This window comes from Streptomyces sp. NRRL S-1022 (genome assembly GCF_000720135.1).
GTDB lineage: Bacteria > Actinomycetota > Actinomycetes > Streptomycetales > Streptomycetaceae > Streptomyces.
Window position 1 is genome coordinate 82,953 of record NZ_JOIU01000027.1, and the last position, 23,620, is coordinate 106,572.

Annotated in this window: 26 protein-coding genes and 2 tRNA genes; 12 read left to right on the top strand and 16 right to left on the bottom strand. The window is 68.5% G+C overall.

Annotated elements, in window-relative coordinates; genetic code table 11:
* Positions 1 to 6: 6 nt before the first annotated feature.
* Genes IG05_RS0132715 through IG05_RS0132725 form a run of 3 tightly spaced genes read right to left on the bottom strand, consistent with a single transcriptional unit; the run spans position 7 to position 1,611 of the window.
* A complete protein-coding gene (locus IG05_RS0132715; protein ID WP_030347678.1) occupies positions 7 to 855 on the bottom strand; it encodes a helix-turn-helix domain-containing protein in 849 nt (282 codons plus the stop codon).
* A gap of 14 nt (positions 856 to 869) precedes the next feature.
* Complete coding sequence (locus IG05_RS0132720; protein ID WP_030347679.1) at positions 870 to 1,385, bottom strand: DUF6879 family protein; 516 nt, start codon at positions 1,383 to 1,385, stop codon at positions 870 to 872.
* Positions 1,357 to 1,611 (bottom strand): hypothetical protein, encoded by a 255-nt coding sequence (locus tag IG05_RS0132725; RefSeq protein ID WP_030347680.1) that lies wholly within the window; start codon positions 1,609 to 1,611, stop codon positions 1,357 to 1,359. Before IG05_RS0132725 ends, IG05_RS0132720 begins: the two co-directional genes overlap by 29 nt.
* Before the next feature lie 801 nt (positions 1,612 to 2,412).
* On the opposite strand from IG05_RS0132725, the gene IG05_RS0132735 reads away from it, so the two are divergent.
* A complete protein-coding gene (locus IG05_RS0132735) occupies positions 2,413 to 2,637 on the top strand; it encodes a hypothetical protein (RefSeq protein ID WP_030347682.1) in 225 nt (74 codons plus the stop codon).
* A gap of 85 nt (positions 2,638 to 2,722) precedes the next feature.
* A complete protein-coding gene (locus IG05_RS0132740; RefSeq protein WP_030347683.1) occupies positions 2,723 to 3,208 on the top strand; it encodes a hypothetical protein in 486 nt (161 codons plus the stop codon).
* Positions 3,209 to 3,261: 53 nt separating this feature from the next.
* On the opposite strand, the gene IG05_RS0132745 is transcribed toward IG05_RS0132740, so the two are convergent.
* The 5 genes from IG05_RS0132745 to IG05_RS45930 form a co-directional block, all read right to left on the bottom strand.
* Positions 3,262 to 4,668: a DUF3987 domain-containing protein gene (locus IG05_RS0132745; protein WP_030347684.1), complete on the bottom strand. Its 1,407-nt coding sequence runs from the start codon at positions 4,666 to 4,668 to the stop codon at positions 3,262 to 3,264.
* 88 nt (positions 4,669 to 4,756) lie between these two features.
* Positions 4,757 to 5,491 (bottom strand): Lsr2 dimerization domain-containing protein, encoded by a 735-nt coding sequence (locus IG05_RS0132750; protein WP_030347685.1) that lies wholly within the window; start codon positions 5,489 to 5,491, stop codon positions 4,757 to 4,759.
* 498 nt (positions 5,492 to 5,989) lie between these two features.
* Positions 5,990 to 6,898 carry a hypothetical protein gene (locus IG05_RS0132755; protein WP_030347686.1) on the bottom strand — a complete coding sequence of 303 codons (909 nt, stop codon included), beginning with the start codon at positions 6,896 to 6,898 and terminating at the stop codon, positions 5,990 to 5,992.
* A 14-nt stretch (positions 6,899 to 6,912) separates the two neighbouring features.
* A complete protein-coding gene (locus tag IG05_RS48050; protein WP_158839070.1) occupies positions 6,913 to 7,257 on the bottom strand; it encodes a hypothetical protein in 345 nt (114 codons plus the stop codon).
* A gap of 29 nt (positions 7,258 to 7,286) precedes the next feature.
* Positions 7,287 to 7,514, bottom strand: coding sequence for a helix-turn-helix transcriptional regulator (locus IG05_RS45930; RefSeq protein WP_324605032.1), 228 nt, complete (start codon positions 7,512 to 7,514; stop codon positions 7,287 to 7,289).
* 311 nt (positions 7,515 to 7,825) lie between these two features.
* Between IG05_RS45930 and IG05_RS0132765 the strand changes: the two genes are divergently transcribed.
* Positions 7,826 to 8,212 carry an STAS domain-containing protein gene (locus IG05_RS0132765; RefSeq protein WP_030347687.1) on the top strand — a complete coding sequence of 129 codons (387 nt, stop codon included), beginning with the start codon at positions 7,826 to 7,828 and terminating at the stop codon, positions 8,210 to 8,212.
* Between the two features lie 188 nt (positions 8,213 to 8,400).
* On the opposite strand, the gene IG05_RS0132770 is transcribed toward IG05_RS0132765, so the two are convergent.
* Positions 8,401 to 9,012 (bottom strand): hypothetical protein, encoded by a 612-nt coding sequence (locus tag IG05_RS0132770; protein WP_030347688.1) that lies wholly within the window; start codon positions 9,010 to 9,012, stop codon positions 8,401 to 8,403.
* Between the two features lie 70 nt (positions 9,013 to 9,082).
* Entirely contained in the window at positions 9,083 to 10,840 is a 1,758-nt protein-coding gene (locus tag IG05_RS0132775; RefSeq protein ID WP_078894660.1) for a recombinase family protein, read from the bottom strand.
* 248 nt (positions 10,841 to 11,088) lie between these two features.
* On the opposite strand from IG05_RS0132775, the gene IG05_RS0132780 reads away from it, so the two are divergent.
* Positions 11,089 to 12,186 (top strand): LLM class flavin-dependent oxidoreductase, encoded by a 1,098-nt coding sequence (locus tag IG05_RS0132780; RefSeq protein WP_030347690.1) that lies wholly within the window; start codon positions 11,089 to 11,091, stop codon positions 12,184 to 12,186.
* Here IG05_RS0132780 and IG05_RS0132785 read toward each other — a convergent pair.
* On the bottom strand, positions 12,165 to 13,970 hold the full coding sequence (locus tag IG05_RS0132785) for a putative bifunctional diguanylate cyclase/phosphodiesterase (RefSeq protein ID WP_030347691.1): 1,806 nt from the start codon (positions 13,968 to 13,970) through the stop codon (positions 12,165 to 12,167). The two genes, IG05_RS0132780 and IG05_RS0132785, sit on opposite strands and share 22 nt — an antisense overlap.
* 331 nt (positions 13,971 to 14,301) lie before the next feature.
* On the opposite strand from IG05_RS0132785, the gene IG05_RS0132790 reads away from it, so the two are divergent.
* Positions 14,302 to 15,561 carry a M6 family metalloprotease domain-containing protein gene (locus IG05_RS0132790; RefSeq protein ID WP_030347692.1) on the top strand — a complete coding sequence of 420 codons (1,260 nt, stop codon included), beginning with the start codon at positions 14,302 to 14,304 and terminating at the stop codon, positions 15,559 to 15,561.
* Positions 15,562 to 15,646: 85 nt separating this feature from the next.
* Here the strand turns inward: IG05_RS0132790 and IG05_RS0132795 are convergent.
* The 4 genes from IG05_RS0132795 to IG05_RS0132810 form a co-directional block, all read right to left on the bottom strand.
* Positions 15,647 to 15,720: transfer RNA gene (locus IG05_RS0132795), tRNA-Lys, on the bottom strand.
* Positions 15,711 to 16,280 (bottom strand): bifunctional DNA primase/polymerase, encoded by a 570-nt coding sequence (locus IG05_RS44150; RefSeq protein ID WP_030347693.1) that lies wholly within the window; start codon positions 16,278 to 16,280, stop codon positions 15,711 to 15,713. The genes IG05_RS0132795 and IG05_RS44150 overlap by 10 nt, the downstream gene beginning before the upstream one ends.
* A 109-nt stretch (positions 16,281 to 16,389) precedes the next feature.
* Positions 16,390 to 16,758: a hypothetical protein gene (locus tag IG05_RS0132805; protein ID WP_030347694.1), complete on the bottom strand. Its 369-nt coding sequence runs from the start codon at positions 16,756 to 16,758 to the stop codon at positions 16,390 to 16,392.
* A gap of 106 nt (positions 16,759 to 16,864) precedes the next feature.
* A complete protein-coding gene (locus tag IG05_RS0132810; RefSeq protein WP_030347695.1) occupies positions 16,865 to 17,569 on the bottom strand; it encodes a decarboxylase in 705 nt (234 codons plus the stop codon).
* Between the two features lie 269 nt (positions 17,570 to 17,838).
* Here IG05_RS0132810 and IG05_RS0132815 point away from each other — a divergent pair, with 269 nt between their 5' ends.
* The 7 genes from IG05_RS0132815 to IG05_RS0132845 all read left to right on the top strand — a co-directional run bounded on the left by IG05_RS0132815 (position 17,839) and on the right by IG05_RS0132845 (position 23,027).
* Positions 17,839 to 18,792: a D-2-hydroxyacid dehydrogenase gene (locus IG05_RS0132815; RefSeq protein WP_030347696.1), complete on the top strand. Its 954-nt coding sequence runs from the start codon at positions 17,839 to 17,841 to the stop codon at positions 18,790 to 18,792.
* Positions 18,793 to 18,933: 141 nt separating this feature from the next.
* Positions 18,934 to 19,848, top strand: coding sequence for an ectoine/hydroxyectoine ABC transporter substrate-binding protein EhuB (gene ehuB / locus IG05_RS0132820; protein WP_199808422.1), 915 nt, complete (start codon positions 18,934 to 18,936; stop codon positions 19,846 to 19,848).
* Positions 19,848 to 20,495 (top strand): ectoine/hydroxyectoine ABC transporter permease subunit EhuC, encoded by a 648-nt coding sequence (gene ehuC, locus IG05_RS0132825; RefSeq protein ID WP_030347698.1) that lies wholly within the window; start codon positions 19,848 to 19,850, stop codon positions 20,493 to 20,495. Before ehuB ends, ehuC begins: the two co-directional genes overlap by 1 nt.
* Positions 20,492 to 21,142: an ectoine/hydroxyectoine ABC transporter permease subunit EhuD gene (gene ehuD / locus IG05_RS0132830; RefSeq protein ID WP_030347699.1), complete on the top strand. Its 651-nt coding sequence runs from the start codon at positions 20,492 to 20,494 to the stop codon at positions 21,140 to 21,142. The genes ehuC and ehuD overlap by 4 nt, the downstream gene beginning before the upstream one ends.
* Positions 21,132 to 21,914 (top strand): amino acid ABC transporter ATP-binding protein, encoded by a 783-nt coding sequence (locus IG05_RS0132835; RefSeq protein ID WP_030347700.1) that lies wholly within the window; start codon positions 21,132 to 21,134, stop codon positions 21,912 to 21,914. The genes ehuD and IG05_RS0132835 overlap by 11 nt, the downstream gene beginning before the upstream one ends.
* Positions 21,915 to 22,109: 195 nt before the next feature.
* Entirely contained in the window at positions 22,110 to 22,862 is a 753-nt protein-coding gene (locus tag IG05_RS0132840) for an IclR family transcriptional regulator (RefSeq protein ID WP_030347701.1), read from the top strand.
* 91 nt (positions 22,863 to 22,953) lie between these two features.
* Positions 22,954 to 23,027, top strand: a tRNA-Lys gene (locus tag IG05_RS0132845).
* Positions 23,028 to 23,107: 80 nt separating this feature from the next.
* Here IG05_RS0132845 and IG05_RS0132850 read toward each other — a convergent pair.
* Positions 23,108 to 23,575 (bottom strand): DUF3592 domain-containing protein, encoded by a 468-nt coding sequence (locus IG05_RS0132850; RefSeq protein ID WP_030347702.1) that lies wholly within the window; start codon positions 23,573 to 23,575, stop codon positions 23,108 to 23,110.
* Between the last annotated feature and the right edge of the window lie 45 nt (positions 23,576 to 23,620).

Below are 23,620 nucleotides of genomic sequence, written 5' to 3' on the forward strand. Positions count from 1 at the left end.
AGGCGGTCAGTCCAGGGACGCCAGCGCACCGGCTACGAGAGCACGTGCAGCCGCTCCCCTCACGGCTTCCTGTGACAGCCGTTCAAAGGCTCGGCCGTACAGCTCCACCTGGCTGGGCTGCGTGAGGGTGGCGGCAGCGTCCAGGGTGTCCGCGTGCACCCTGGCGTTGTCGAAGATCGTGAAGGTGGGCATGGGCCACACGGCTCGTTGAGCCGAGAACGGGATGAGCCCCACGGCAACGTTCTGGAGATCCATGACCCCGAGCAGGTGTCCAAGCTGTGCCGCCATCGTCTCCGCGCTGCACAGCCGGTACCGCAACACCGATTCCTCCAGCACGAACGAGAACCGGCGTGCGCCGTTGCCGAGCACCTCGTTACGCCTCATACGGGCCGCCACGGCATCGCTCACGTCGTCCGGAGTCCCACGGAAGTGTGCGATGGAGGACAGCAGGGCGGCGGCGTATCCGGGTGTCTGAAGGAAACCGGGGATCACGTCGGAGACGTAGACCCTGAATATCTTCGTTTGTTGGTACAGATCCCCAGTGGACTCCTGCAAACGACGGAGACCGCTTCGCTGGAGTCGCCTCCACTGCACATGAGCATCTGCGGACTGTCGGTTGGCTGCGATCAGGTCGGGAGCTTGGTCATCAGCGGCGCAGGCTCGGCACCAGGCTTTGATGTCCGCATCGGAGGGAGGGGTTTTGGCGTTCTCGATCCGGGATGACTTCGACTCTGACCAGCCGCACCTGACGGCCAGCTCCCGCCCGCTGATCCCGGCGTCCTTCCGGATCTCACGCAGACGGCCGGCCAGTTCTTCACGGGCCTTCTGAACGCGTGAGGAGGGGTGCGGGGGCATGGAGCTGGCTTTCGTCAGATCTCGTACAGGTGGTGCGGGATCGCTCGCTCCCAGACCGCCTCGAAGGCGGCGGAGCACAGCTTCACGGCTTCCGGGTCCGCCGTGATCTCGTCTTCCACCACCACTCCATCACCTGAGAAGTGGTGCACCCGCAGCAGGGTGCCATCGAAGAGCCAGAAGTCATTGCCCGGCAGGGCGATAGTCGTAGCCCGTCGCCGTGGCAACCACCGCACTTCCTCGCCCGCTGTGACGTTGGCGCGGGTGACGTAGTGCTCCCAGCGGATGTAATCCGATACAGGCTCGGAGACCACCCGGGCCCGGCGGATTACCACTCCCCGGGTCACGGTGTCCGCGATCAGTTGGTCGTACGGATGCCACCAGGATGCGCGGTCCTCCCAGTCGATCCGCTCGCCCCGCTGCCATGCCTCGAACCGGTCGGTCGGGGCGTACGAGTCACGCAGCTCCAGGTGCACGGCGGACCGCTCGCACTGGCCAAGCAGCTCAGCGAAGCTGGGCACGCTCGACGGCATCACACGCCTCCCTGATCATCGGGATCATCCGAGCCGGAATCCTGACGATGGCTTCACTGTCAGGTACCGAGCCGTTCGCGGGGCTACTCGCCTCGCACTCCGCCTGAGTCTCGGTGCTGGGCTTCCACCCCTGCAACAAGATCTCCTGAGCTTCTGCGTCTGCCCACACGGTGGGGCAGTGGTCCCGGTCCGTGTCGGGGTCGATTCCGATGAACTCTACGGCCATGACTAGCTCCCTGGTCTAGGCGCTTGCTCGGGCTTGCATCAGCTTCGTTGAACTGCGGAGACAGCGTCAATAGGGCGACTGGTCAAGCCAATTGGCCTGCAAGCTCGTGCAAGTTTGTGGAGCCCGACACTCGCCAGTTCCTACCGTCGCCACATCGATGCGGAACCGATCGGGAGGGTGCGGTGCGATGGGCGAGAGCAAGGCACAGGACACCGAAGCGGCTGCTCGTCTGGGCAGCAGTGAGGCCCGACAGTTCCTCTCCCGCCTCTCCGGAGCATTCGGCGTAAACGGAGTGCTCATGGTGCAGAAGAACGGTCCTGGCCCGGAAGGGGCCGATATGGCTCCCAGTTCGGCCCTGCACTGGCCCCGGTGCGAGTGCGGGAGCCCGAAGTGCCCTGACTACAAGGCCCCGCCGACTAGGCCGACAGAGGGACTACGCACCAGAGTTTCTGAGGTCAACGCGCGGAGCCGTAGGGGCGGGCTGTGAGCATCAGAGCCGCCATGCGGTACGTGATGCACCGGATCACCGAGCACCCCGACACAGACGTGACATTCGAGGCCGAGTGCCTGCATTGCGGCTGGAAGGCCACCCCCGCCGATGACTCGGCACCCGTCGACGTTGAGTGCATGAGCCACACGGGCCGGTCTGGCCACGCCGGTTTCCGACGCATCCGGACATCGTTCGCGATGGTGGTTCGCGCCGAGTAAGCCCCCACCACAGCGGTGGAAAACCCGAACTCCCGCCCGGTACGGGTGGCGACGGCCAACAAGGCCGTGATCAGTTAGCAGGAAGGTGCAGTGATGCAGAACGGAACCGACCTGTACGCGCTCGACATCAGCGGGGCCTCGTTCGTCCAGGCGTGCGGCGGCCCCTGCTCGGAGGGGTGCGTGACCCTGGCCCAGATCGGCGACGGTCTCTGGGCGCTCGGTGACAGCAAGCGGCCGGAGGCGCAGCCGCTGCGGTTCACCACGGAGGAGCTGAGCGCGGCCGGTATCGACCCGGCGCGCTTCGGCCTGAACGTCTGATCCTCCCCCCTCCCGCCAGTCGGGCCGGGTCCATCCCCCGTCCCGGGGTCCGGCCCGGCTGGCACCACTCGAACGGGAACGACTGGTGCACCACCACGGCTACCTATGGACCGGACCGAAAGAGCGCTTCGACAATGAGGCTCTACGGCGTCCCCCACATCCTCAGCCTCCACCGGCTCCGGTGTCCGATGAGGACGTGAAGGCAGAGCAGCTACTCAAGCGCTACCGGGAAGTGGTGGCCGAGTTCCCGACATCCGATCTGCCGCCGATCGAAACGGCGTACTGGCTCATCAAGCCCCGTTCCTTAGTTCGTGGCACCTGGGACGAGCCCAAGGAAGCGGCAGCATGGATCGGCGAACGGCTGACCGAGTACGCGCCCCGGTTCGCATCGGAGAGGGACCGAGACACCACGCGTCTGGCCCGACTGGTGAGCGTTGCTGCTGAGCAACTGCACTCGGGTACGGATGTGTCCTACGGCTTCTATCTGGAGCGCCCCTCGTATCTGTCCCTGGCAGTGGTGAGGTGCTCCCCGAATCGCTCGAACCCTGAACTGGCCTGCCCAGTCGCCTAGTCGAAGTAACAAAGAAGCCCCGGCCAAAAACGGCCGGGGCTTTCATCGGTTCGTTAGAGCAGCGCGAGGAACGGATTTGTGTCCCCGAGCGGTTCCGACCGCTTCGGTTCGGGCGCAGGCTTCGGGGCCTGCTTGGGTGTCTGGCGGTAAGTGTCCAGACGGACGACCCGGGCACGGTTCTGCTCACACTCCGCGCTTGCCGGCCGCACCTCTGCGTGACCGGAAGTGCTCCCGTTCTGCTCACGCTCCGCGCTGGCCGGCTGCGGCACAGAGTCACGAGAACTGTCCCCGCGGAGCGTGAAAACGGTGGCCGGTCGGCCGGTTCTCCCAGACCGTTCCACGGTCACGACGATGCCGGGCAGTTCCTTGACCTCTGCTGCGGTCGCTCCCACGTACGGGAGCACCTGGGAGGAGGTGGCCCGACCGCCGTGCATCTCGATCCGGGCCCGCACCTTGTCCTCAAGGGTGAGCGGCTGCCGCTTCACCTTGGGGGAGGTCGCTCCCTTGGTTATGCGGACGGCGTCTTGCACCGACCGGCGGACCAGGCTGAAGGCGGCAGACAGCATGTCTTCCGTGATCGTCTCCGAGCACTCGGACGCTGCCAGGCAGGCCGCGACTCTGAGCGTCTGCTCTGCCGTCCGCTCGATGAACACTGCCTGTCCTTCGGGCAGGGTCTCACCCAGGATGCGGGCGTACCGGCGAACCACCCGCCACAGCGGACGGGCGTCTTCTGCAAGCGTGATCACGCGCGGTCGGGCAGTGGCCCAGCCGTAGGCGTCGGACAGGTCCCGCCCATCCACTTCCGGCAGGCTCACCCGATCGTCATCCAGCAGCGGCACCGACCCCAGCAGAAAGGGGAGGATGCGGTTGTAGGAGCCTCCGGCCGCTTCCGACTCACCGACGTACTTGGACCAGTCAGAGGGCGTGACGTGACAGTGCAGGACCATTGCCGGGTCGCGTACTTCCTGCGCCTCATCCTTGGTCGTGTTCCGCAGCGTCGCACCGTCCCATGCAGTCCGCAGCTTGGTCGTGAACGATGCATCCCGCTTCACCCGGCGGAGCACTTCCGACCACTCTTCTTCGACTACCAGAGTGCGCACGTCACGTCCGTGCTCGGTCTCGGCCGTCGCTTCCTGCTGCTCCCACAGGTGGTTCACCATGCTCGCCCCGGACGTGATGCCGGACGTGGTGTGCGTGGCCAGGAAGCGGCCCAGAGCCTTGTCCAGAACGTGATGAGCGGCCCGGAGCGCGGTTCCTTTACCGCGCCCCGTACCGGCCACCAGAGCGGACCACAGCAGCACGGGCCGGGGACCACGGGAGGACACCTTTACCGAGCCACCGATAGCGGCCGACCACATCGACAGGGCGGCCACATACACCCCCAAGGGGTCCGCTTCAACAAACGGGGCGATCCTGCGGACTGCGCGACCGATAGGGCCGTACAGAACGGGCGTGCTCATGCTGCCTCAATCTCGAACAACGTTGGTTGGTTAGCCTTTGGCCGGGGAGGCCGGGCGTACTCGACGCCCGGCACAGCGGGGGCGGCGGTCAGGCCGCTGCCGCTTTTCCCTCCGATGCGTCCCGGTGCTCCCAGGCGTGACGCACGTGCATCGGGATACGGCCCTTGGTAGGTACGGTGAAGCCGTTCTCTCGCGCCCACGCTCGTACGGCACGGTTGCGCTCCCGCTCGCTCATCTCGGAGCGGTCGACCTTGGCAGGCTCCGGAAGTGGGTCACCACCGATCAACGCACCGGAGCGGACAGCCGACCTGAAGCGTCCGGGTTCACGCACGTCCATCACAGGGATGCCGCGCTCGGAAGCGTCCCGCAGCTTGGTGGCGTTCCGCTCGCCACCCTCCCCCAGGATCAGCAGGACCGTGCTGTCACCGGCACGGCCAACCACGTCATAGCCCAGGTTGCGCACCGCTTCCCGTGCGTCTTCCCAGTCGTATCCCGGAACCTCACCAGCGATCATCACGGACGGCAGCGACTCAGGGTCGGACTCGGACTCCACAACGGGAGCCGCTTCCGGCTCCGGTTCCGGAGCCGGAACAGCTTCAACGACCGACACGGACTCACCCTCAGTCTGTACGGCCTCTCGCTCAGAGGGCGCGCCCAAAGCGTCACAGAGGTACCTGCCGAACGAAACATCGTGTTCAAGGCACAGGTGCCAGGTGTCCTTACCCAGTGTCAGCGATGAAGTGGCCTCAACCTCAGAACCATCACGCGCAATGTGCGCATCGCAAAAGGTGTACTCAACCGGCACAAGCACCGTCTTACGCATAGCGCTGCATTCCTTCGTTAGTACGGAAGTCTGAGTGAGGGTCCGGAGCGTTGCTCTACGGCTTCCCCGCTTGACCACCATTCTTCCATGCCCCTATCACGGAATGGTAACTAACGAACAACTGAAGCATTACTCAAATGTTTATGAATACCGGGGGTAATGTCAATTTAGATAAGGAAAGGACCCACCGGGGGTGCTGTCCTTCTTGCGTGTACGGGTTTCAAATTTTCGCAGCTCATCGATTTCCAGGACCAGGGGACCCGAATGACCTCAGATTGACTCCAATAAGGGGCACTTCGGGAGCTAAAGAGGCGAAAATGAGAGAGGTCCGTCACATTTTTGGCGGGTGGTGTCCCAGAAAACAGAAATGGACACCAGTTGCGCATCCTGACTCTTGGTTCTCGTCACAGCGAGTCGACGGCCGGCACGCCTCTCGGTCGACTGAACGTGAGAGGAACGGGCCCCTGTTGGGTGCAAGGGCCCGAACCAACCCTGTTCCTAGGCAGTGGGCCAGGTGACAGCAGCCTTGACGATTCCCTTGGTGGGCTTGGACTCATCGAAGGTGCTATCGGCCTTCTTGGTGTCCAGCTCCGGATAACGCACGATCTTGCCACCGTACAGGTGGAGAGTGTCGATGTAGTCAGCGCGGTACTTCTCCGACTGCCCCTCACGGAAGCCGGTGAACTGGCTGGCATAGGTGGCAAACTCCGAGTGACCCGCCACGATGTCCACACCGGCGGGCATGGCGGTGGTCGTCAGGATGGTGAAGCCAGCAAGCCGAGCAACAACACCGTTGGCAGTCACGCCGCCCTCGCCATACGCAGCAGCGTTAGCGACCGAGGGGTGTTCGATGAGGTACCGCTTCACGCGCGGCGAGACGACCACGTAACGGCCCGCCGGGATGTCACTGGAGTCCAGCTCCAGCATCATGTCCAGGATCGCGCTGTAGAGGCTCTGAGGGATGTTGTCAGCGGTCGGCACAACGACAGGAAGCGCCGTCGCCCCGTTGGCGATGATGTTGCCCATGAACGAGTCAGCCTCACGAGCCAGGGCCCGGATCATCTGCTGATTGATGGGCGAGTCCAGGCCACCGGCAAGCTGAACCCGTTCCGCATCTTCGACCAAAACCTGTAGATACTTCGCCTCAGTAATAGTGAGCTTCTGATCCACGGTTTCCGGCCGCTGGGCCGTCATCCCATCAGCGATCGTGTAATCGCCCACGGTGGGCCGAAGAAGGCTGTTGATGTGGACCACATCGCCCTTCTGCCGAATCTCCCCTTCGTACTTGTTGTTGGACACGAACGGAGACGCCCAGACAAGAAGTGGGTCAAACTGCGTGAGAAGTTCCGCGTCCCAAATCTCAGGGATGAAAGTGGTAGTGCCGGGCTGCTGATAGGCAAGGCTCATAGAGGTACTCCTAGTTATCGCTTACGAACGTCGAGAGAAACGCGGCGGGGCTCAGGAAGAGGGCCGCCACCGCGGTTTGGGCCGGAGCCGACAAGATGAGGGAACGCCGGGTCCTTGGGTTTGAAAGGCGCAAGGGCCTTGTCCATGGCCTCGGCTGAAGGCTTGCCGTCTGCACCAAGCAGCTTGGAACCATCCAGGTACTCGGTGAATCCCTCCGGGAGAGTGATTCCGGCCTGGGCGGCGTAGCCCTTAAGTTCAGCCCGTGCCAGCTTCCCGGAATACTCCCGCTCGACCTCGGATCGGACCGAAGGGGAAGGGTCGGCCGGCATGGCCTGGGGGGTCGGTTGTGCGTCGCTCATGGCGACACCTCCTAACTAAGAATTCGGGTTTAGGCAGCCCGGTTACTCTTTGCCTCACTCATGAGTGAGGACAGAGGGATACGGAGATGCCTGGCGGCCAGTGCAAGAGTGCGAAGACTCGGACACGTCTCACCGGACTCCCAGCGGCGCACTGTGGACGGGGCTACGCGCATTCGCTCGGCCAGGGCCTCTACGGAAAGCCCTAGAGCCGCACGGCGGGCAGCGAAGAAATGACGATCAAACATTGATGACTCCATTCCAGTCAATGCAGGAATGCGCGACGACAGGCATAAAGAAAACCCCGGCCAAGTCGGCCGGGGTCGATCAAGTCCCGTGAGATGGGCTCTCACTATTGATGTATGTGTCCTGTCGCGCGAATCTGCCCCCACGAGGGGGAAGTGAGACGGACACCATAGGAAACCTGCTCTCACTACAGATGTCGGTGTCAAAACGTCCCGGCTGGGACAGCACCATCAGTGAATGAGACGCATGTCACGAGTGTGTGAACAGTTGCGGGAGGGCAAGAGACCTCTCGTCGGGCCGTGTCCCGTCAGGCATACTGCTACCCATGAGTCAAGGTGAGAGGCATGGTGAGCAGGCAGAGCCGCAGCTCAGCGGGGCCGCTCCGACGTCCGCTGGCCTCGTTCAGTACGAGCTGAACGGAGCGTGGGTAGTCGTCGCTCACGGGGAGTACGACATGAACACGATCGCTCCCCTCGCCGATGCGCTGGAGACCGCCGCGCGAAAGCACTCGATTGTGGTGCTGGACGTCGCCGGGGTTACCTTCGGAGACTCGACATTCTTGAATCTACTGCTTCGCGTTCATTCACAGACCAGTCTTCGGCTCGTTGCTCCCGCACCGCAGTTTCAACGGGTGCTTGAGATTACCGAAGCAGATTCCGTCCTAGATGTACGCGCCTCCCTGGAAGACGCTTCCATGGCCGAGAAGCCCTAGGTGTCGTTGGCAACCAGTTGCCTAACTCCACTTGCCTTGGCTCACTCAGGACCCCAAAGGTCCTGAACTGAACAGGAAATGAGAGAGGGCCCCGGCAGAGGGGCCCCTACTCACTACTACCTACGCTCTATGAGCTACGTACTACCCACTACTAACTAAGTTCCTGGTTCAACGGGAAAACGAGCACGCTAGACGCCAAGGGCAGCTCGACAGACCACCGGGCCCCAGGGTGGCGCCGCGCTGAACGGGTCGGTGGGATCAGGGCAGTCTCCTCCCGGGTGAACTGAGCAGACCTCGACGCTTCCCGTCTCGGAGGGTTCAGCCGGCCGTGACGCTCCGTTTTTCGGCGCTGCCTTCTTCCTGGGCTTGCTCGGCATGGTGTCGGCCACGGTGATGACCTCGTCGTCCACGGAGTTCGCCAGCGCAGGGTAGGCGTCATCAGCGTCCAGCAGCACCAGGGGCACTGACAAACGCAGCTTCGCCGCCCGCCCCTGCTTGCCCTGCTGGGTGAAGAACCCGAACCGCGTCAGCACGTCCCGGCACCTCTTCCCAGGGTGGTCGTTCGTGTTGTAGCCCAGCTCATCTGCGATCGTCGTATCCCCGGTGAACATCAGGCCGGTCCGGCCGTTCGTATGCCGGAGCTGGGCCAGGGCCCACAGCAGATGTTCACGCCCGAACTCGGGTGCCTCTCGGGCCAGTAGGCCACCCGGTCCGAAGGCATCGAACAGGGCTCGGGTCCACTCGGTCTTCACGTCATGGGTCGCAGCAACCAGGCGGCGGGGCCACGGAGTCTCAGTCATTCGCACTTCCTAAACAAAGGGGAGGACCCCGGAACAAGCCCGGGGTCCTGGGAGGGGTCAGGCGGGATGGCTACGGCTCGGGGTCGAAGTCATCCCTGTACTTCTCCTGCTTCAGTTCCTCCAGATCGGTCAGTTGGTGAAGCTGATCAGCGAGCAAGCTACAGAAAGCCGCGTGAGCGCCCCGCTCGTACTCTTCGCCCTCGCTCGACGCCCAGTTGCCTTGCAGAGCGCCACTCGCCCGCTCTTGCAGATCCTTCGGGGTGATGAGGCCGATGGACAGGCCAGCCCTGGGGCTACCTACGAGGAAGATCCGGAAACCGGCCTTGCGGAGGAACGGGCCTCGCTCCTTCCAGTCGGCCATCTGCTGCCACTTGGCGCGGTAGGTCTGGCCGGTGCTCGTCTCTTCCCAGCGGCCTGGGACGAAGGGCTCTTCCTGAAGCGTTGCGAGGTTCGTAGCGTGGCGCTCAAGCGTCGCCGTGAGCGCCGTGACAGCGGCGGCGGAAGAAGCCTGGGCGATGGCCTGGGAGAGGTTCTCCATGGCCGCTTCCAGTTCCTTGATCTGCTGCCTGTTGTCCTTGCCGGGCACGTACGAGCGTTCCGTTATGTACTCGTCTCCCAGCTTGGAGAGGAACGCTTCCTCTACGGCCTGGTAGATCTCTTCCTGGTGCCACGATGTGGAGAACTGGCAAGCGTCACCGTTGGACCAAGAGGCGCAGCGGAAGTACTTGTGCTTCTTCGTGTCCCCCGTGCTCAGCTTCACCAGGGAGCTGTTTTCGTACATCTTCATGCCGCACGGGCAGTACAAGACTCCCGTCATGGGCGAGGCGTTCGACTTGATGCCCGCCCTGTACTTGCCCAGCTCGGTGACGGCGATCTGTAGCTTGTCGAACTCTTCGTCCGTCAGGATCGGGTCAGCCCATCGCACGGGCAATCCGTCCCTGAGCAGCGGCTCACCCTTGTGCATTGCCACGCCCTTGAGCGTGGGCTTCTTCAGGATCTTGCCGAGGGTGGACGTGCTCCACTTGGTGCCCTTGATGTGCGTCTTGACGCCCGCCTTGTTCTCCTGGGCGTTGATGCTCCGCTGGTAGTCCTGAGAGGTCAGAACTCCGCGCGGGCAGTCACACTGCGGCGTCTCGCTGCCCTGGTCGACGCATTCCGCGACGTGCCGGGGACGGGCGTTCCAGTCGGTGCAGAGCTGACCCATGGACCACCCCTGCTCCGCGATTCGCTCGTACGCCTCACGGACGAGAGGACCGGTCACCGGGTCAATCACGAGCTTGAAGCGTTGCTTGCCGTGGTGATCCACCAAGACAGGCCGGTAGCCAAAGGGCCAGGTGCCGCCGCCCCACAGGCTCGCGTCACGGTAGTACTGCGTCTGGTTCCGACGCTTCCTCACGATCGCTTCGCGGTACTCCTGTGCCTGGGTCGCCTTGATGTAGGCGATCATCCGGCCCGTGGGCGTGTGGATGTCCAGGCTCGGATCATCGAGACAGACGATCTCCTTGCCGCCCTTGTGGCAACGCTCCGCGAACCTGTCCCAGTGGTGCTGATCCCGGGTGATCCGGTCCAGCGACGTAACCATGATCGCGTCCCACTCGTGCCAGAGCGGGTCCTTCATCCATCGGCCGAGCTTCGGCCGGTCGTCCAGGTTGACCGCGCCGGAGACACAGACATCCTCGACCTCTCCAGCCACGGTGAACCGGGCTTCCTCGGTCGCGCGGTCCAGCTCCTCTCCCTGGCGGAGCAGGGCGGAGCTGTCCTCGGTGTCACGGCTGATACGCCGCACCTTGAGGACCCGCATACCGGGCAAGAGACGTGCACTGGACATAGCCTCACCTTCCGTTACCGGAGCCCTGGGGTCCAAATTTGGTGATCTTGTTTTCCCAGGGCTGGGAGGCGAACCACGCGGTCCTGTCCCACCTGGCAGAACACCGCGTCAGCTGGCGCCCCTGACCACCCCCACGGCATCCGCCCCGACCCGGCTCCACTGACGGCACCGGGCGGGTGCCGGAATAAGCGGAGAGGCTCTCCTGTTAGTACCGGGACAGCTCAGGTTCGGAACAGGAGGCTCAGACCGTGGTGGCAGACGAGGCAGACGAGATCCGGGGAAGCAGCCACGGCACCGCCCCCGCTCCCCTCTCCGTGCTGGACCTGGTGACCGTCGGCGCGGGCAGTACCGCGACGGACGCCCTGCGCACCAGCGTCGCGCTCGCCCGGTTCGCGGAGGCCCGCGGGTTCCACCGGTACTGGGTCGCCGAGCACCACTCCATGCCCGGCGTCGCCTCCTCCTCGCCCGCCGTGATCCTCGCCCACCTCGCCGCCCACACCGACCGCATCCGGCTCGGCTCGGGCGGCGTCATGCTGCCCAACCACGCCCCGCTGGTGATCGCGGAGCAGTTCGGCACGCTGGAGGCCATGGCGCCGGGGCGGATCGACCTGGGTCTGGGCCGGGCGCCGGGCACGGACGGGGCCACCGCCGCCGCCCTGCGCCGCACCGACACCCCCGGCGAGGGCGCCGACGACTTCCCGCAGCAGCTCACGGAGCTGACCCGGTTCCTGGACGACAGCTTCCCGGACGGGCACCCGTACGGCCGTATCCACGCGGTCCCCGGCCCCGTGCAGGGGACCACCCCCGGCGGCGTCCAGTCCCCGCACCGCCCGCCGATCTGGCTGCTCGGCTCCTCCGGCTTCAGCGCCCAGCTGGCCGGCATGCTGGGCCTGCCGTTCGCCTTCGCGCACCACTTCTCCGCGCAGAACACCATCCCGGCCCTGGACCTGTACCGGCAGAGCTTCCGGCCCTCGGCCGTGCTGTCCGAGCCGTACGCCCTCATCGGCGTCTCGGCGATCGCCACGGACGACGAGCGGGAGGCCCGCCGGCAGACCCGCGCGGTGGCCCTGAACATGCTCCGGCTGCGCACCGGCCGCCCGGGCCTGTTCCCGGACCCGGAGGACGTCGAGAGCCACCGGTTCAGCCCGATGGAGGAGGAGTTCGTCGCCTCCTGGACGGCCAACATCGTGCACGGCACCGCCGACGAGGTCCGAGCCGGCCTGGACGACCTGCACAAGCGCACCGGCGCGGACGAGCTGATGCTCACCTCGCACGCGCACCGCGGCGAACTGCGCCTGCGGTCCTACGAGCTGATCGCGGACGCCTACGGATTGCCGACCGCGTAGGCCTGTTCGCCCAGCAGCTCGGAGATACGATCCGGCGACACCGGGCGGGAGTACAGCCAGCCCTGTCCGGTGTCGCAGCCGATCCGGCGCAGCCGGGTGGCCTGCGCCGAGGTCTCCACGCACTCCGCGGTGACCGTCAGGCCGAGCCGGTGGGCGAGCTGGATCATCGCCTCCACGATGACCTCGTCGGCCGGGTTGGGGGCGACCGCCTTCTTGTCGCCCTCGTACTGGAAGCCGCGCACGAAGGAGCCGTCCAGTTTCAGCGTGGACACCGGCAGCCGGCTCAGGTAGGCGAGGTTCGAGTAGCCGGTGCCGAAGTCGTCGATGGCGATGCGCACCCCCATGTCGCTCAGGGCTTGCAGCGCCTGGAGCGGCCGGCCCGCCGAGCCCATCACCGCGGACTCGGTCAGCTCCAGCTGGAGCAGGTGCGGGGCGAGCCCGGTCTCGGCGAGCACCTCCGCCACGTCGGCCACCAGGTCCGAGTCCCACACCTGCCGTACGGCGACGTTCACGCTGACGAAGATGGGCGGTTCGCCGGGGCGGTCCAGCTGCCAGCGGCGGGCCTGCCGGCAGGCGGTGGCGAGCGCCCAGCGGCCGAGCTGCACGATCGAGCCGTCCTCCTCCGCCAATCCGATGAACCGATTCGGCGTCAAGGTGCCGAACTGCGGGTGATGCCAGCGGATCAGCGCCTCCACGCCGTTGAGCCGGCCGTCCTCCATGGCCACCAACGGCTGGTAGTCGAGGACGAACTCACCGCGTTCGATGGCGGGACGGAGCGTGGAGGACAGGGCCTGACGGGTCATCCGGTGCGCGTTGCGCTCGGGGTCGAACAGCGTCCAGCGGCCCTTGCCGTCGGCCTTCGCCCAGTACAGCGTCGTATCGGCCGCCTGCATCAGGCCCGTTGCCGTCGTACCGGCCGCGTGCCGCTCGACGACACCGATCGACGCGGTCAACGACAGCCGCTGGCCGGCCAGATCGAAGGGTTCCTGCAGCGCCTTCAGCGCGGACTCGGCGAGGTCGGCGAGCTGTTCGGTGCCGGTGGAGTCCTCCACGAGCAGCGCGAACTCGTCGCCACCTAGCCTGGCCACCAGGGGAGTTGCCGCGCGGGCGTACCCGGCCTCATCGGCGACCCGGTTCAGGCGTTCGGCCACGGCCGCCAGGAGCCGGTCCCCGACGCGGTGGCCGAGGGTGTCGTTGACGGCCTTGAAGCCGTCGAGGTCCAGGTAGCACAGGCCGATCCGGCCGGTGCCGCTCTGCTCGTACGACTCCGCCTCCAGCGCGGCCGTCAGGCGCTCGAAGAACAGCGTGCGGTTGGGCAGCCGGGTCACCGGGTCGTGCATCTGCAAGTGGCGCAGCTGAGCCTGGAGTTCGCGGCGGGAGCTGATGTCGGCGACCGACATCAGGACGCCGGGTTCGCCGCCGGTCAGCGGCGCGACGGTGACCTGCACCCACACCGAGTGCCCCTCGGGGCGTTTGAGGCGGCGGGTGCAGCGCAGACGGGCCTGCCGGCCGCGCAGCACCTCGCGGTAGGCGTGCCAGCTGCGGGCGTCGGAGGACAAGTCCACCAGGTCGGCGGCGACCCGCCCGGCGAGGGCGTCCGGGTCGGTGCCGAGCAGCTCGCCGAGGGCGCCGTTGGCGCTGACGACGTAGCCCTCGGGGGCCACGACCGCCATGCCGAGCGGCGCGGTCGCGAAGACACGGTGGTAGGTGGTGTGGTGACTGTCTGTGACGGCCGACCGGTCGAGGTCTGCCGCGGGCGTCGGCCCTTCGGACGTTCCGCTCACCGCTCGCTCCCGCAGTGCACTCGATCTGTGTCCGTGCCTGTCCGTGCCGGAAAGTGTGCCGATCATAGAGGCTGGCCCCCGGCCCTTCCAGCCACTGTCCAGTGTCCCGGACGGACCACAGGTTCTGACAGATCGTTTCTGCCCGCACCTGGACGGGTTCTACAGGCCCCCGACCAGTTGTGACGTTCCGTGAGTGTTTCGGGGTGTCGGGCGCCGGGGCGCGCCGGAGTACTTCGGGGGCGCACTCACCCTTCTGGTGCAGGCAAACAGGGCAAAACACGGTGAATACCAGCAATCTGGGTGCGGGTCCCGCGAACCGCATCCGGAGGTCATGTCCGTGCCCAAGCTGCGCAGCACCGCCGCCGTGTTCACCACGATGTCGGCGCTCGCCGCGACCTCGATCCTCACCGGTCCGTCGTCCGCCGAGCCGTTCTCGACGGCCCCCTGCGCGCTGCACCGCACCGAGGCGCACCACTCCGAGGGCGTGGACGGCTGGGACCCCGCCTACACCCGCCCGGCCGGCGCAGTCGACGCCGTGATGGTCTTCCTCTCCTTCCCGGACGCCACCCCGCGCACCACCCCCGCCCAGCTGACCGCCGACCACTTCCCGGCCACCAGCCGCTTCTACGAACAGGCGTCCTACGGCAGGTTCACCCTGCGCCCGCACCCGTTGCGGCACTGGCTGCGCATGCCGCGCCCGTCGACGTCGTACGCCATGCGGCGGGACTGGAACGCCGAGGACCGGGCCGCGTATCTGCGGGACGCGTTCGCGGTGGCCGACAAGGAGGTCGACTTCTCGCGCTACCCGGTGGTGTACCTGGTCGCCGACCCGGACGCGCCCGGCGTCGACTCGGACGCCACGAAGGTGGTGAACCTCGAAACGCCCCTGCACGTGGACGGCACCGACATCCACCGGGTCGTCACGGTGTTCGAACACCATCCGCCGGACCGGCTGGTCCTCGCCCACGAGACCGGCCACGTCTTCGACCTGCCCGACCTGTACCACCGTCCGGTCGACGGCAAGGGCGACTGGGACACCTACGTGGGTGACTGGGACCTGATGGGCAGCCAGTTCGGACTGGCGCCGGACCTGTTCGGCTGGCACAAGTGGCGGCTGGGCTGGCTGGGCCCGCGCCAGGTGGTGTGCGTGCGCGGCACCACGCCGACCCGGCTCACCCTGGAGCCCCTCGCGGCCGGGCCGGGCGTCACGGTGCCGGGCGCGGGCGGCACCCCCGCCTTCGGTCTCGGCGACGGCGTGAAACTGGCCGTCGTGCGCACCGGCCCGGACACCGTCCTCGCCGTCGAGGTGCGCGGTGCGGCCGGCAACGACCGGGCGTCCTGCCGGCAGGGGATCCTCGTCTACCGGGTGCACGGCGGCGCCGAGTCCGGCGACGGACCGGTCCAGGTCGTGGACGCCCACCCGCACACCGACGCCTGCTGGGAGAACTCGGTCTACCCGCCGCTCGCCGACGCGCCGGTCTTCCTCGGGGAGAGCTTCACCGTGCCCGGGGAGGGCGTGCAGGTGGAGGCGGAGGGCCGGACGGCCTCGGGGGCGTGGACGGTGAAGATCACCCCGGGGGCCGGGGACTGAGGGGCCGGCCGCCGCGGGCGGCCGCAGGTGTATACGAAAACGGCGGGCCGGATTCTTTCAACCCGGCCCCGCCGTTTCCTTCGCGTGCGCCGCCAGGGACTCGAACCCCGGACCCGCTGATTAAGAGTCAGCTGCTCTAACCAACTGAGCTAGCGGCGCCTGCTGACGTCGTAGACATTAGCATCCTGGTCGGCAGGAGGAAAAATCGAAATCCGCACCGCCGCCCGGGCGGCGCGCACGGCCGCCCAGAGCAGCACCTCGGGGCCGGGCAGCCAGGGGTGCCGGCTGTCCGGGGCGACCAGCCAGCGGGCCGTGCCGGAGGCGTCGTCGCAGTTCAGGGGCGGTACGGTCACCGCGTCGCCGACTCCGTGGCACAGCAGCGGGGGCACCGCCTGGGCCCGCTGCGACCCCCACTCCTCCCAGTCCAGCAGCGAGGGCAGCCGCTGGGCCGTGCCCGGGGCGGCGAAGAGCAGCATCCGGCCCCGGAAGGCCGCCACCGGGCCCGAGCCCGCACCCTCGTCCCACAGCCGGTCCAGCATGCGGCGCCCGAAGACCGCCGGGGCGCTCACCACGTCGAAGGCGGTGCCACAGGGCAGCACGACCGGGGCGTCCGGGTGCTCCTCCCACAGGGCCAGGGTGCTGCGCGCATACGTTCCTGCCGAGGCGAGCCAGGCGGCGCCGTCGGAGCTGACACGGGTGACGTTCGGTGCGCTGCTCATGTACTACGTGTACAGGCCGTGAGCGGCTCGTTCTTCTGGGTTGCCGAAAACCGGGACAGAGGTCGCCTGGGAGGAGTATCTTGCCCGCCTGGCATATGCCGACCGGGTGTTACACCGGATCGGCGGGCGTGCGTCCCTCCGGATCGCCGCGCATCAGGTCCCGCCCGAACTCGACCATCTTCTTCGCGTAGTCCTCGGTCCACTCCGCCCGCTCGGCGATGTCCGCCGTGGTCAGCCGGTCGAAGCGGCGCGGGTCGGCGAGCTGGGCCGCCGCGATGGCCTGGAACTCCACCGCCCGGTCGGCGGCCGCGCGGAACGCCTGGGTCAGCTCCGTCGCCCGGGTCAGCAGCGCCCGCGGATCCTCGATCGACTCCAGGTCGAAGAAGTGCTCCGGATCCCCGGCCGCCTCCGCGGGCTCGAAGAGCAGGGGCGCGGGGCGTAGCCGCGGTTCGTTCCGGCGCGGCGTGGGCTCCGCCATGTCGTGTCTCCTCCTCGTACGGTTCACCGGCCCCGCCTTCGGGTGGGCCACCGTCCATTGTCCCGCGCCCGCGCAAGGGGGACCCGGGGCGAGGAGGAACGGGGGGCTACACCTGCACCAACGGCTCGCGGGTGAAGAGGCGGCCCAGCAACGGCGCGTTCACCCGGCGGTCGGCGAGGCGCAGCGCCTCCCACACCGTGACCTGGCTGGCGGTGAGCACCGGCTTGGACAGGGCCTTCTCCAGCGCGCCGAGGTGGGCGGCGGTGTGCAGGGCGGTGTCCGGCAGCAGCACGGCCTCCGCGTCGGCGGTGTCGGCCGCGCGGGCCAGTGCGAGCACCTCCTCCTCCCCCCAGCCGCCGGCCTCTGCCGCGGTGACGGCGCCCGGGGAGCGCGCTCCGGTCACCTCCAGGCCGCCGGCCCGCAGGAAGTCCGCGAGCAGGGCGGCGACGTCGTCCGGGTAGGTGGTGCCGACGGCGATCCGCCGTACGCCGATCTCCCGGGCCGCGTGCACGAACGCGAACGACGTCGCCGAGGCCGGCATCCCGGCCAGCCGGGCCAGGGTCCGCACCTGCTCCTGGGCGCCCTCCCAGCCGTGCGCGAAGCTGCCCCTGGCGGACGCCCACACCACCGTCTCGGCCCCGGCCAGCCGCAGCTCCTCCACGCCCTCGGCGAGCCGGGCGGCGGAGTCCGCGTCCCCGCCGGGGCCGGTGTGGCTCAGCTCCACCCGGATGTCGCTGCCCAGGAGCTGCTCGATGCGCGGATAGTCGTCCTCGGCGAGGTGGCCCGGGTGGAGGAATCCGAGTGCGGTCATGTCCAGCCTTCCTGTCGTTCTGCGGGCGGTACGGGCCGTCCGCGGGCAGCCGTGTTCCGGCGGCGCCCGCCAGGGCCCTGCCGTTCGGGTACCCAGCCGGAGCGGCACAGCCCACCTCGTGACCTGATCGGCCGGAAGGGCCCGGGCCGCTCCGGCTCACGCTGCGACACGAGCGGGCAACGGATGGTGGGTGCGCCCGTGTTGACGACGGTGGGTCCGGGTGCGAGCGTGGTCCATCCGCGCATGTCAGACGCCGGGAGCCGCCCCGCATGACGCCGACCGTGCCCACCGTGCTGGTCCTCGACGCCGATCCCCCGCCCCGGCTCGGCCGCCTCACCGGGCGCGCCCGGATCGTGCGCACGGACGCGGCGCACCTGGCCGAGCGGCTGCCCGCCGCGGACGTGCTGCTGGTGTGGGACTTCGCCTCGTCCGCGGTGCGCGAGGCGTGGCCCGGGGGCGGGCCGCGGCCCCGCTGGGTGCACACGGCGAGCGCGGGTGTGGACCATCTGATGTGCCCGGAGCTGGCCGCGTCGGACACGGTGGTGACCAACGCGCGCGGGATCTTCGACCGGCCGGTCGCCGAGTACGTGGCGGCCCTGGTGCTGGCGGTCGCCAAGGACCTGCCGCGGACGCTGGAGCACCAGCGGGAGCGGACCTGGCGGCACCGGGAGACCCGGCGGGTGGCGGGCACGCGCGCGTGCGTGGTCGGCTCGGGTCCGATCGGCCGGGCGATCGCCCGCGCGCTGAAGGCGCTGGGCGTGACGACGGCGCTGGTCGGCCGGGAGCCGCGGACCGGCGTGCACGGGCCGGACGACCTGGACCGGCTGGTCTCGCGCGCGGACTGGGTGATCGCGGCGGCCCCGCTGACCGAGCGGACGTACCGCATGTTCGACGCCCGCCGGTTCGGCGTGATGCAGCCCTCGGCGTTCTTCGTGAACGTCGGCCGGGGCGACCTGGTCGACGAGGACGCCCTCGCCCGGGCGCTGGCCCGGCGCTGGATAGCGGGCGCCGCGCTGGATGTGTTCGCCGCCGAACCGCTGCCCGCGGACAGCCCGTTGTGGGAGCTGCCGGGGCTGATCGTGTCCCCGCACATGAGCGGCGACACGATCGGCTGGCGGGACGAGCTCGGCGCGCAGTTCGTGGAGCTGTACGAACGGTGGGCGGCGGGCCGGACCCTGCCGAACGTGGTCGACAAGACACGTGGTTACGTGCCCGGTCACTGAACCCCCGGCCGGGGTCCTCCGGTGGGGGTCCCGTGGAGGAGAAGGGCGGGAAAAGGGGGCGGATCGCGAGACGGTGACGAATCGTCCGCCCAGGAAAACCGGGGTGCATACCCCGTATGCGCCTTGGGTAGCCGCGCCGCCATGGCTCCACCACTTGGCAACGACGTACACACGATCCGGCCGGACCACAGACACACCCGGCGCTCGGTGCTCGCGGGTCTCGCCGCGTTCGGCGCGCTCGGCGCGGCGGGCTGCACCAGGGTGGCGTCGGCGTCCGGCAAGGGCGGCGGCGATCTGCTGGAGCGGCTGCGCGCGCAGGGTGTCGTACGGCTCGGGATCGCCGGGGAGATCCCCTTCGGGTACATCGACCGGAACGGGAAGCTCACCGGGGAGGCACCCGAGCTGGCACGGGTGATCTTCAAGCGGCTCGGTGTGGACCGGGTGCAGCCGGTGCCGACCGAGTTCGGCTCGCTGATCCCGGGGCTGAAGTCGCAGCAGTTCGACGTGGTGGCCGCGGGGATGTACGTCACTCCGGACCGCTGCGAGCAGGTGATCTTCGCCGATCCGGACTACCGGATGCCGGACGCCTTCATCGTCCGCAAGGGCAATCCGCTGGGCCTGCGCACCTACGCGGACGCGCTGCGCAGGCACGCCAAGGTGGCCACCGGGACCGGGTACGCGCAGATCCAGCACGCGGTGGAGGCGGGCTACCGGGAGAACGACCTCGTCATCGTGCCGGACCAGGTCGCGGGGCTGAACGCGGTGGAGTCCGGGCGGGTCGACCTGTTCGCGGCCACGGCCGTCACCGCCCGGCTCGTCGCCCGGGGCTCCGCCAGGGCCGAGTCGACCGAGCCGTTCGTCGCGCTCGTCGACGGCCGGCCGAAGGCGGACGGCGGGGCGTTCGCGTTCCGGCCGGCCGAGACCCGGCTGCGGGACGCCTTCAACACCGAGCTGCACAAGCTGCGCCGCAGCGGCGAGCTGTACCGGATCGTCCGGCCCTTCGGGTTCACCGAGGCCGAGATGACGACCCTGACCGCGAAGGAGCTGTGCGGCTGATGACTGCGGGACTCTGGGAACTCGTCCTCCGGGGCCTGGGCACCACGCTGCAGTTGCTGGTGTACAGCGCGCTGCTCGCCCTCGTGGTCTCCTTCGCCGCCGGTGCCGCGCGCACCCACCGCTCGCGCCTCGTCCGCTTCCTCGCGGCCTGCTACACCGAGGTGTTCCGCGGCATCTCGGCGCTGGTGATGATCTTCTGGGTGTTCTTCGTGCTGCCGGTCGCCTTCGGCTGGCAGCTGGTGCCGATGTGGGCCGGCACGCTCGCCCTGGGCCTGACCTACGGCGCGTACGGCGCGGAGATCGTGCGCGGTGCCCTGGCGGCGGTGGACCCGGCCCAGCGGGAGGGCGGGATCGCGCTCGGCTTCTCGCCCTGGCAGCGCCTGCGGCTGGTCCTGCTGCCCCAGGCGGTGCCGGAGATGATCCCGTCCTTCTCCAACCTGCTGGTCGAGCTGCTCAAGGGCACCGCGCTGGTGTCCATCACGGGCATGGGCGACCTGGCGTTCAGCGGCAACCTGGTGCGCCTCGCGCTCCAGGAGAGCGGCCGGATCTACGCGTACCTGCTGCTGGTCTATTTCGTGATCGCGTTCCTGCTGACCCGCGGGATGCGGGCACTGGAGCGCCGGCTGAAGGCGGAGGTGGCCCGATGAGCTGGGACTGGGGAGCCGTCGCCGACTTCCTGCCGTACTTCTGGAAGGGCCTGGCCGTCACCCTGGAGGCGCTGGCGCTGGGGTCGCTGATCTCGTTCGCGCTGGGCCTGGTGTGGACCCTGCTGCTGCGCGCGCCGACCCGGTGGGTGCGCTGGCCGGTGGGGGCGTTCACGGAGTTCGTGCGGGACACCCCGCTGCTGGTGCAGCTGTTCTTCCTGTTCTACGTGCTGCCGGAGGCGGGCGTGACCCTGTCCCCGCTGGTCACCGGGGTCCTCGGGCTCGGGCTGCACTACTCGACGTACACGATGCAGGTTTACCGGGCCGGCATCGAGGCGGTGCCGCCGGGTCAGTGGGAGGCCGCGACGGCGCTCAGCCTGCCGGTGCGGCGCACCTGGACGGCGGTGATCCTGCCGCAGGCGGTGCGCCGGGTGGTGCCGCCGCTCGGCAACTACGTCATCGCGATGCTGAAGGACACGCCGATGCTGATGACGATCGGCGTGCTGGAGATGCTGGGCCGGGCGCGGCTCGTCTCGCAGCAGCACTTCCAGTTCACCGAGCCCCTGACGGTGATCGGGGTCGCCTTCGTCGTCGTCTCGTACCTGGCCTCCCTTTGTCTGCGCACCCTGGAGCGACGCCTTGTCCGTTGAGACCAGCAAGCAGCCGGCCGTGGCCGGCACCCTGCCGACCGAGCTGATCCGTCTGGAGGGCGTGACCAAGCGGTTCGGGGACAACACCGTCCTCGACGGCCTGGACCTGTCCGTGGACGCGGGCCGGCACGTCACCCTGATCGGCCCCTCCGGGTCCGGCAAGACCACGATCCTCAGACTGCTGATGACCCTCGCGAAGCCGGACGAGGGCACGATCACCGTGGCCGGGCAGCGGCTGTTCCCGGCGCCGGAGAAGCAGGTCCGGGAGGTCCGCAAGAAGATCGGGATGGTGTTCCAGCAGTTCAACCTGTTCCCGAACATGTCGGTGCTGCGCAACCTGACCGAGGCGCCGGTGCGGGTGCTCGGCCTGTCGAAGGACGAGGCCGAGGAGCGGGCCCGGGAGCTGCTGGACCTGGTGGGCCTGGCCGACAAGTGCGACGCGAAGCCGACCCGGCTGTCCGGCGGGCAGCAGCAGCGGGTGGCGATCGCCCGGGCGCTGGCGATGCGGCCGCAGGTGCTGCTGCTGGACGAGGTGACCTCCGCGCTCGACCCGGAGCTGGTCGCGGGCGTGCTGGACCTGCTCCGGGACATCGCGCGCAGCACCGACATCACGATGCTGTGCGTGACGCACGAGATGGGCTTCGCCCGGGACATCTCCGACCAGGTGCTGATGTTCGACGGGGGCCGGGTCATCGAGGCGGGGCCGCCGGAGAAGATCTTCGGCGACCCGGAGCGGCAGCGCACCCGGGAGTTCATCAGCGCGGTGCTGTGAGGAGGCGGGGCCGGGACGGCAGGAGCCGAGGTCCGCTCACTGGGTCATGACACTGGCATATGCCAGCGGATCTCCGCCCCGGTTGGGGGCCCGGCCGCGCCCGCACAATCTCGCCAACACCCTCTCGTCCGCGAGCCTTTCACGGCTATCGTGGAGAGGATCCGCCGACCCGGATCGCGGCCGAGGGGGACCGACATGAGGATCGAGCCGACCGCCCCGTACCACTCCGCCCAGGACGCGCTGCGCGTGCTGGAGACCGTGGCCCGGCACTCCGCCGGCGTCACCGACACCGAGCTGGCCCGCCGCACCGGCCTCGGCACCGAGCGGCTCACCGCCCTGCTGCGGATGCTGCGCCGCGAGGGCTACGTCGAGCAGATCACCGACGGCGCGTACGTCACCGGCGACACCCTGCGCCGGCTCACCTCGGCGCACGACCGGGAGCGAGCCCTGCGCGACAGGCTCCAGCACACCCTGGACCGGCTGCGCGACTCGGTCGGCGCGGCGGTCTACCTCAGCCGGTACCTCGACGGCGAGGTCCGGGTCACCCAGTACGCCGCCGGGCCGGCCACCCCGGCGGTCAACGAGTGGGTGGACTTCCGCTTCTCCGCGCACGCCACCGCCGTCGGCAAGAGCCTGCTGACCCAGCTGGACCACAACGCCCGCCGCGACCACCTGTCCCGGCACAAGATGGCCCGGCTGACCTCGCGGACGATCACCAGCGACAAGCTGCTGCTGTCCCGGCTGGAGTCGCAGCCGCCGACGGTGCCGGTCCTGGACCTCCAGGAGTACGCGGTCGGCACGGTCTGCGCGGCGGTGCCGCTCACCGCGGGGTCCGCGGTGGGCTGCCTGGCCGTGTCGCTCCCGGTGGAGCACGCGCACCGGCTGAAGCAGGCGGCGGAGGCCCTGAACCGGAGCGCGGCTCCGGTGGTCCTGTCGCTGACGCTCTAGATCCGGCCGTGGTCACGAGCACCCCGCGGGACCGGGTAGTATTTTCTTCGTCGCCGGCCACGGAGGAAAGTCCGAGGCAGGCGGGAGTCATGCGCCGCTAGCTCAGTTGGTTAGAGCAGCTGACTCTTAATCAGCGGGTCCGGGGTTCGAGTCCCTGGCGGCGCACGTGATCGAAGGGCCCCTCGCGGAAGCGAGGGGCCCTTCGGCGTCCTCGGCGGTTGTCGATCGCCGTCGGGTGCGGAGGGCTACGGCAGCATGCCGGCGGAGTCGGAGAACATCGCGTGGGCCACGACCATGAAGCCGATGCAGAAGGAGCCGGCCACGCCGAGGAAGACCAGTCCGGCACCGGTCCCGGCGGCGAGCCGGCCGCGCGCCGGGGGCAGCGCGGTGGCGCGCTCGGGAAGCTCCGGCAGGTAGCGCACGGTGACGAAGTCGCCCTCCAGGACGGTGGCGGGGCCGTCCTCCTCCTCGAAGCGGACCGCGCCGCCCTCACGGGTGGTGAACTCGTAGACGTGGTGCACGGTCGTGCGCACCGAGGTGTCCCCGCCGCCCCCGCTGGTGGTCGTGAACATCCGCAGGCAGCGCGCCTCGGCGGTGAGGCCGTGCGCCCACGTCCTGCTGATCCGCCGGGCGCGGCGGACCATCAGGTACGCGGCCGACACGATGCACGCGAGCATGAAGGCCGGAACGGCGTAGAAGAGCGACTCGAACATGAGGTTCCCCCGAGGAAGACCGGCCGCTGTCGGTCGAGCGGCCTG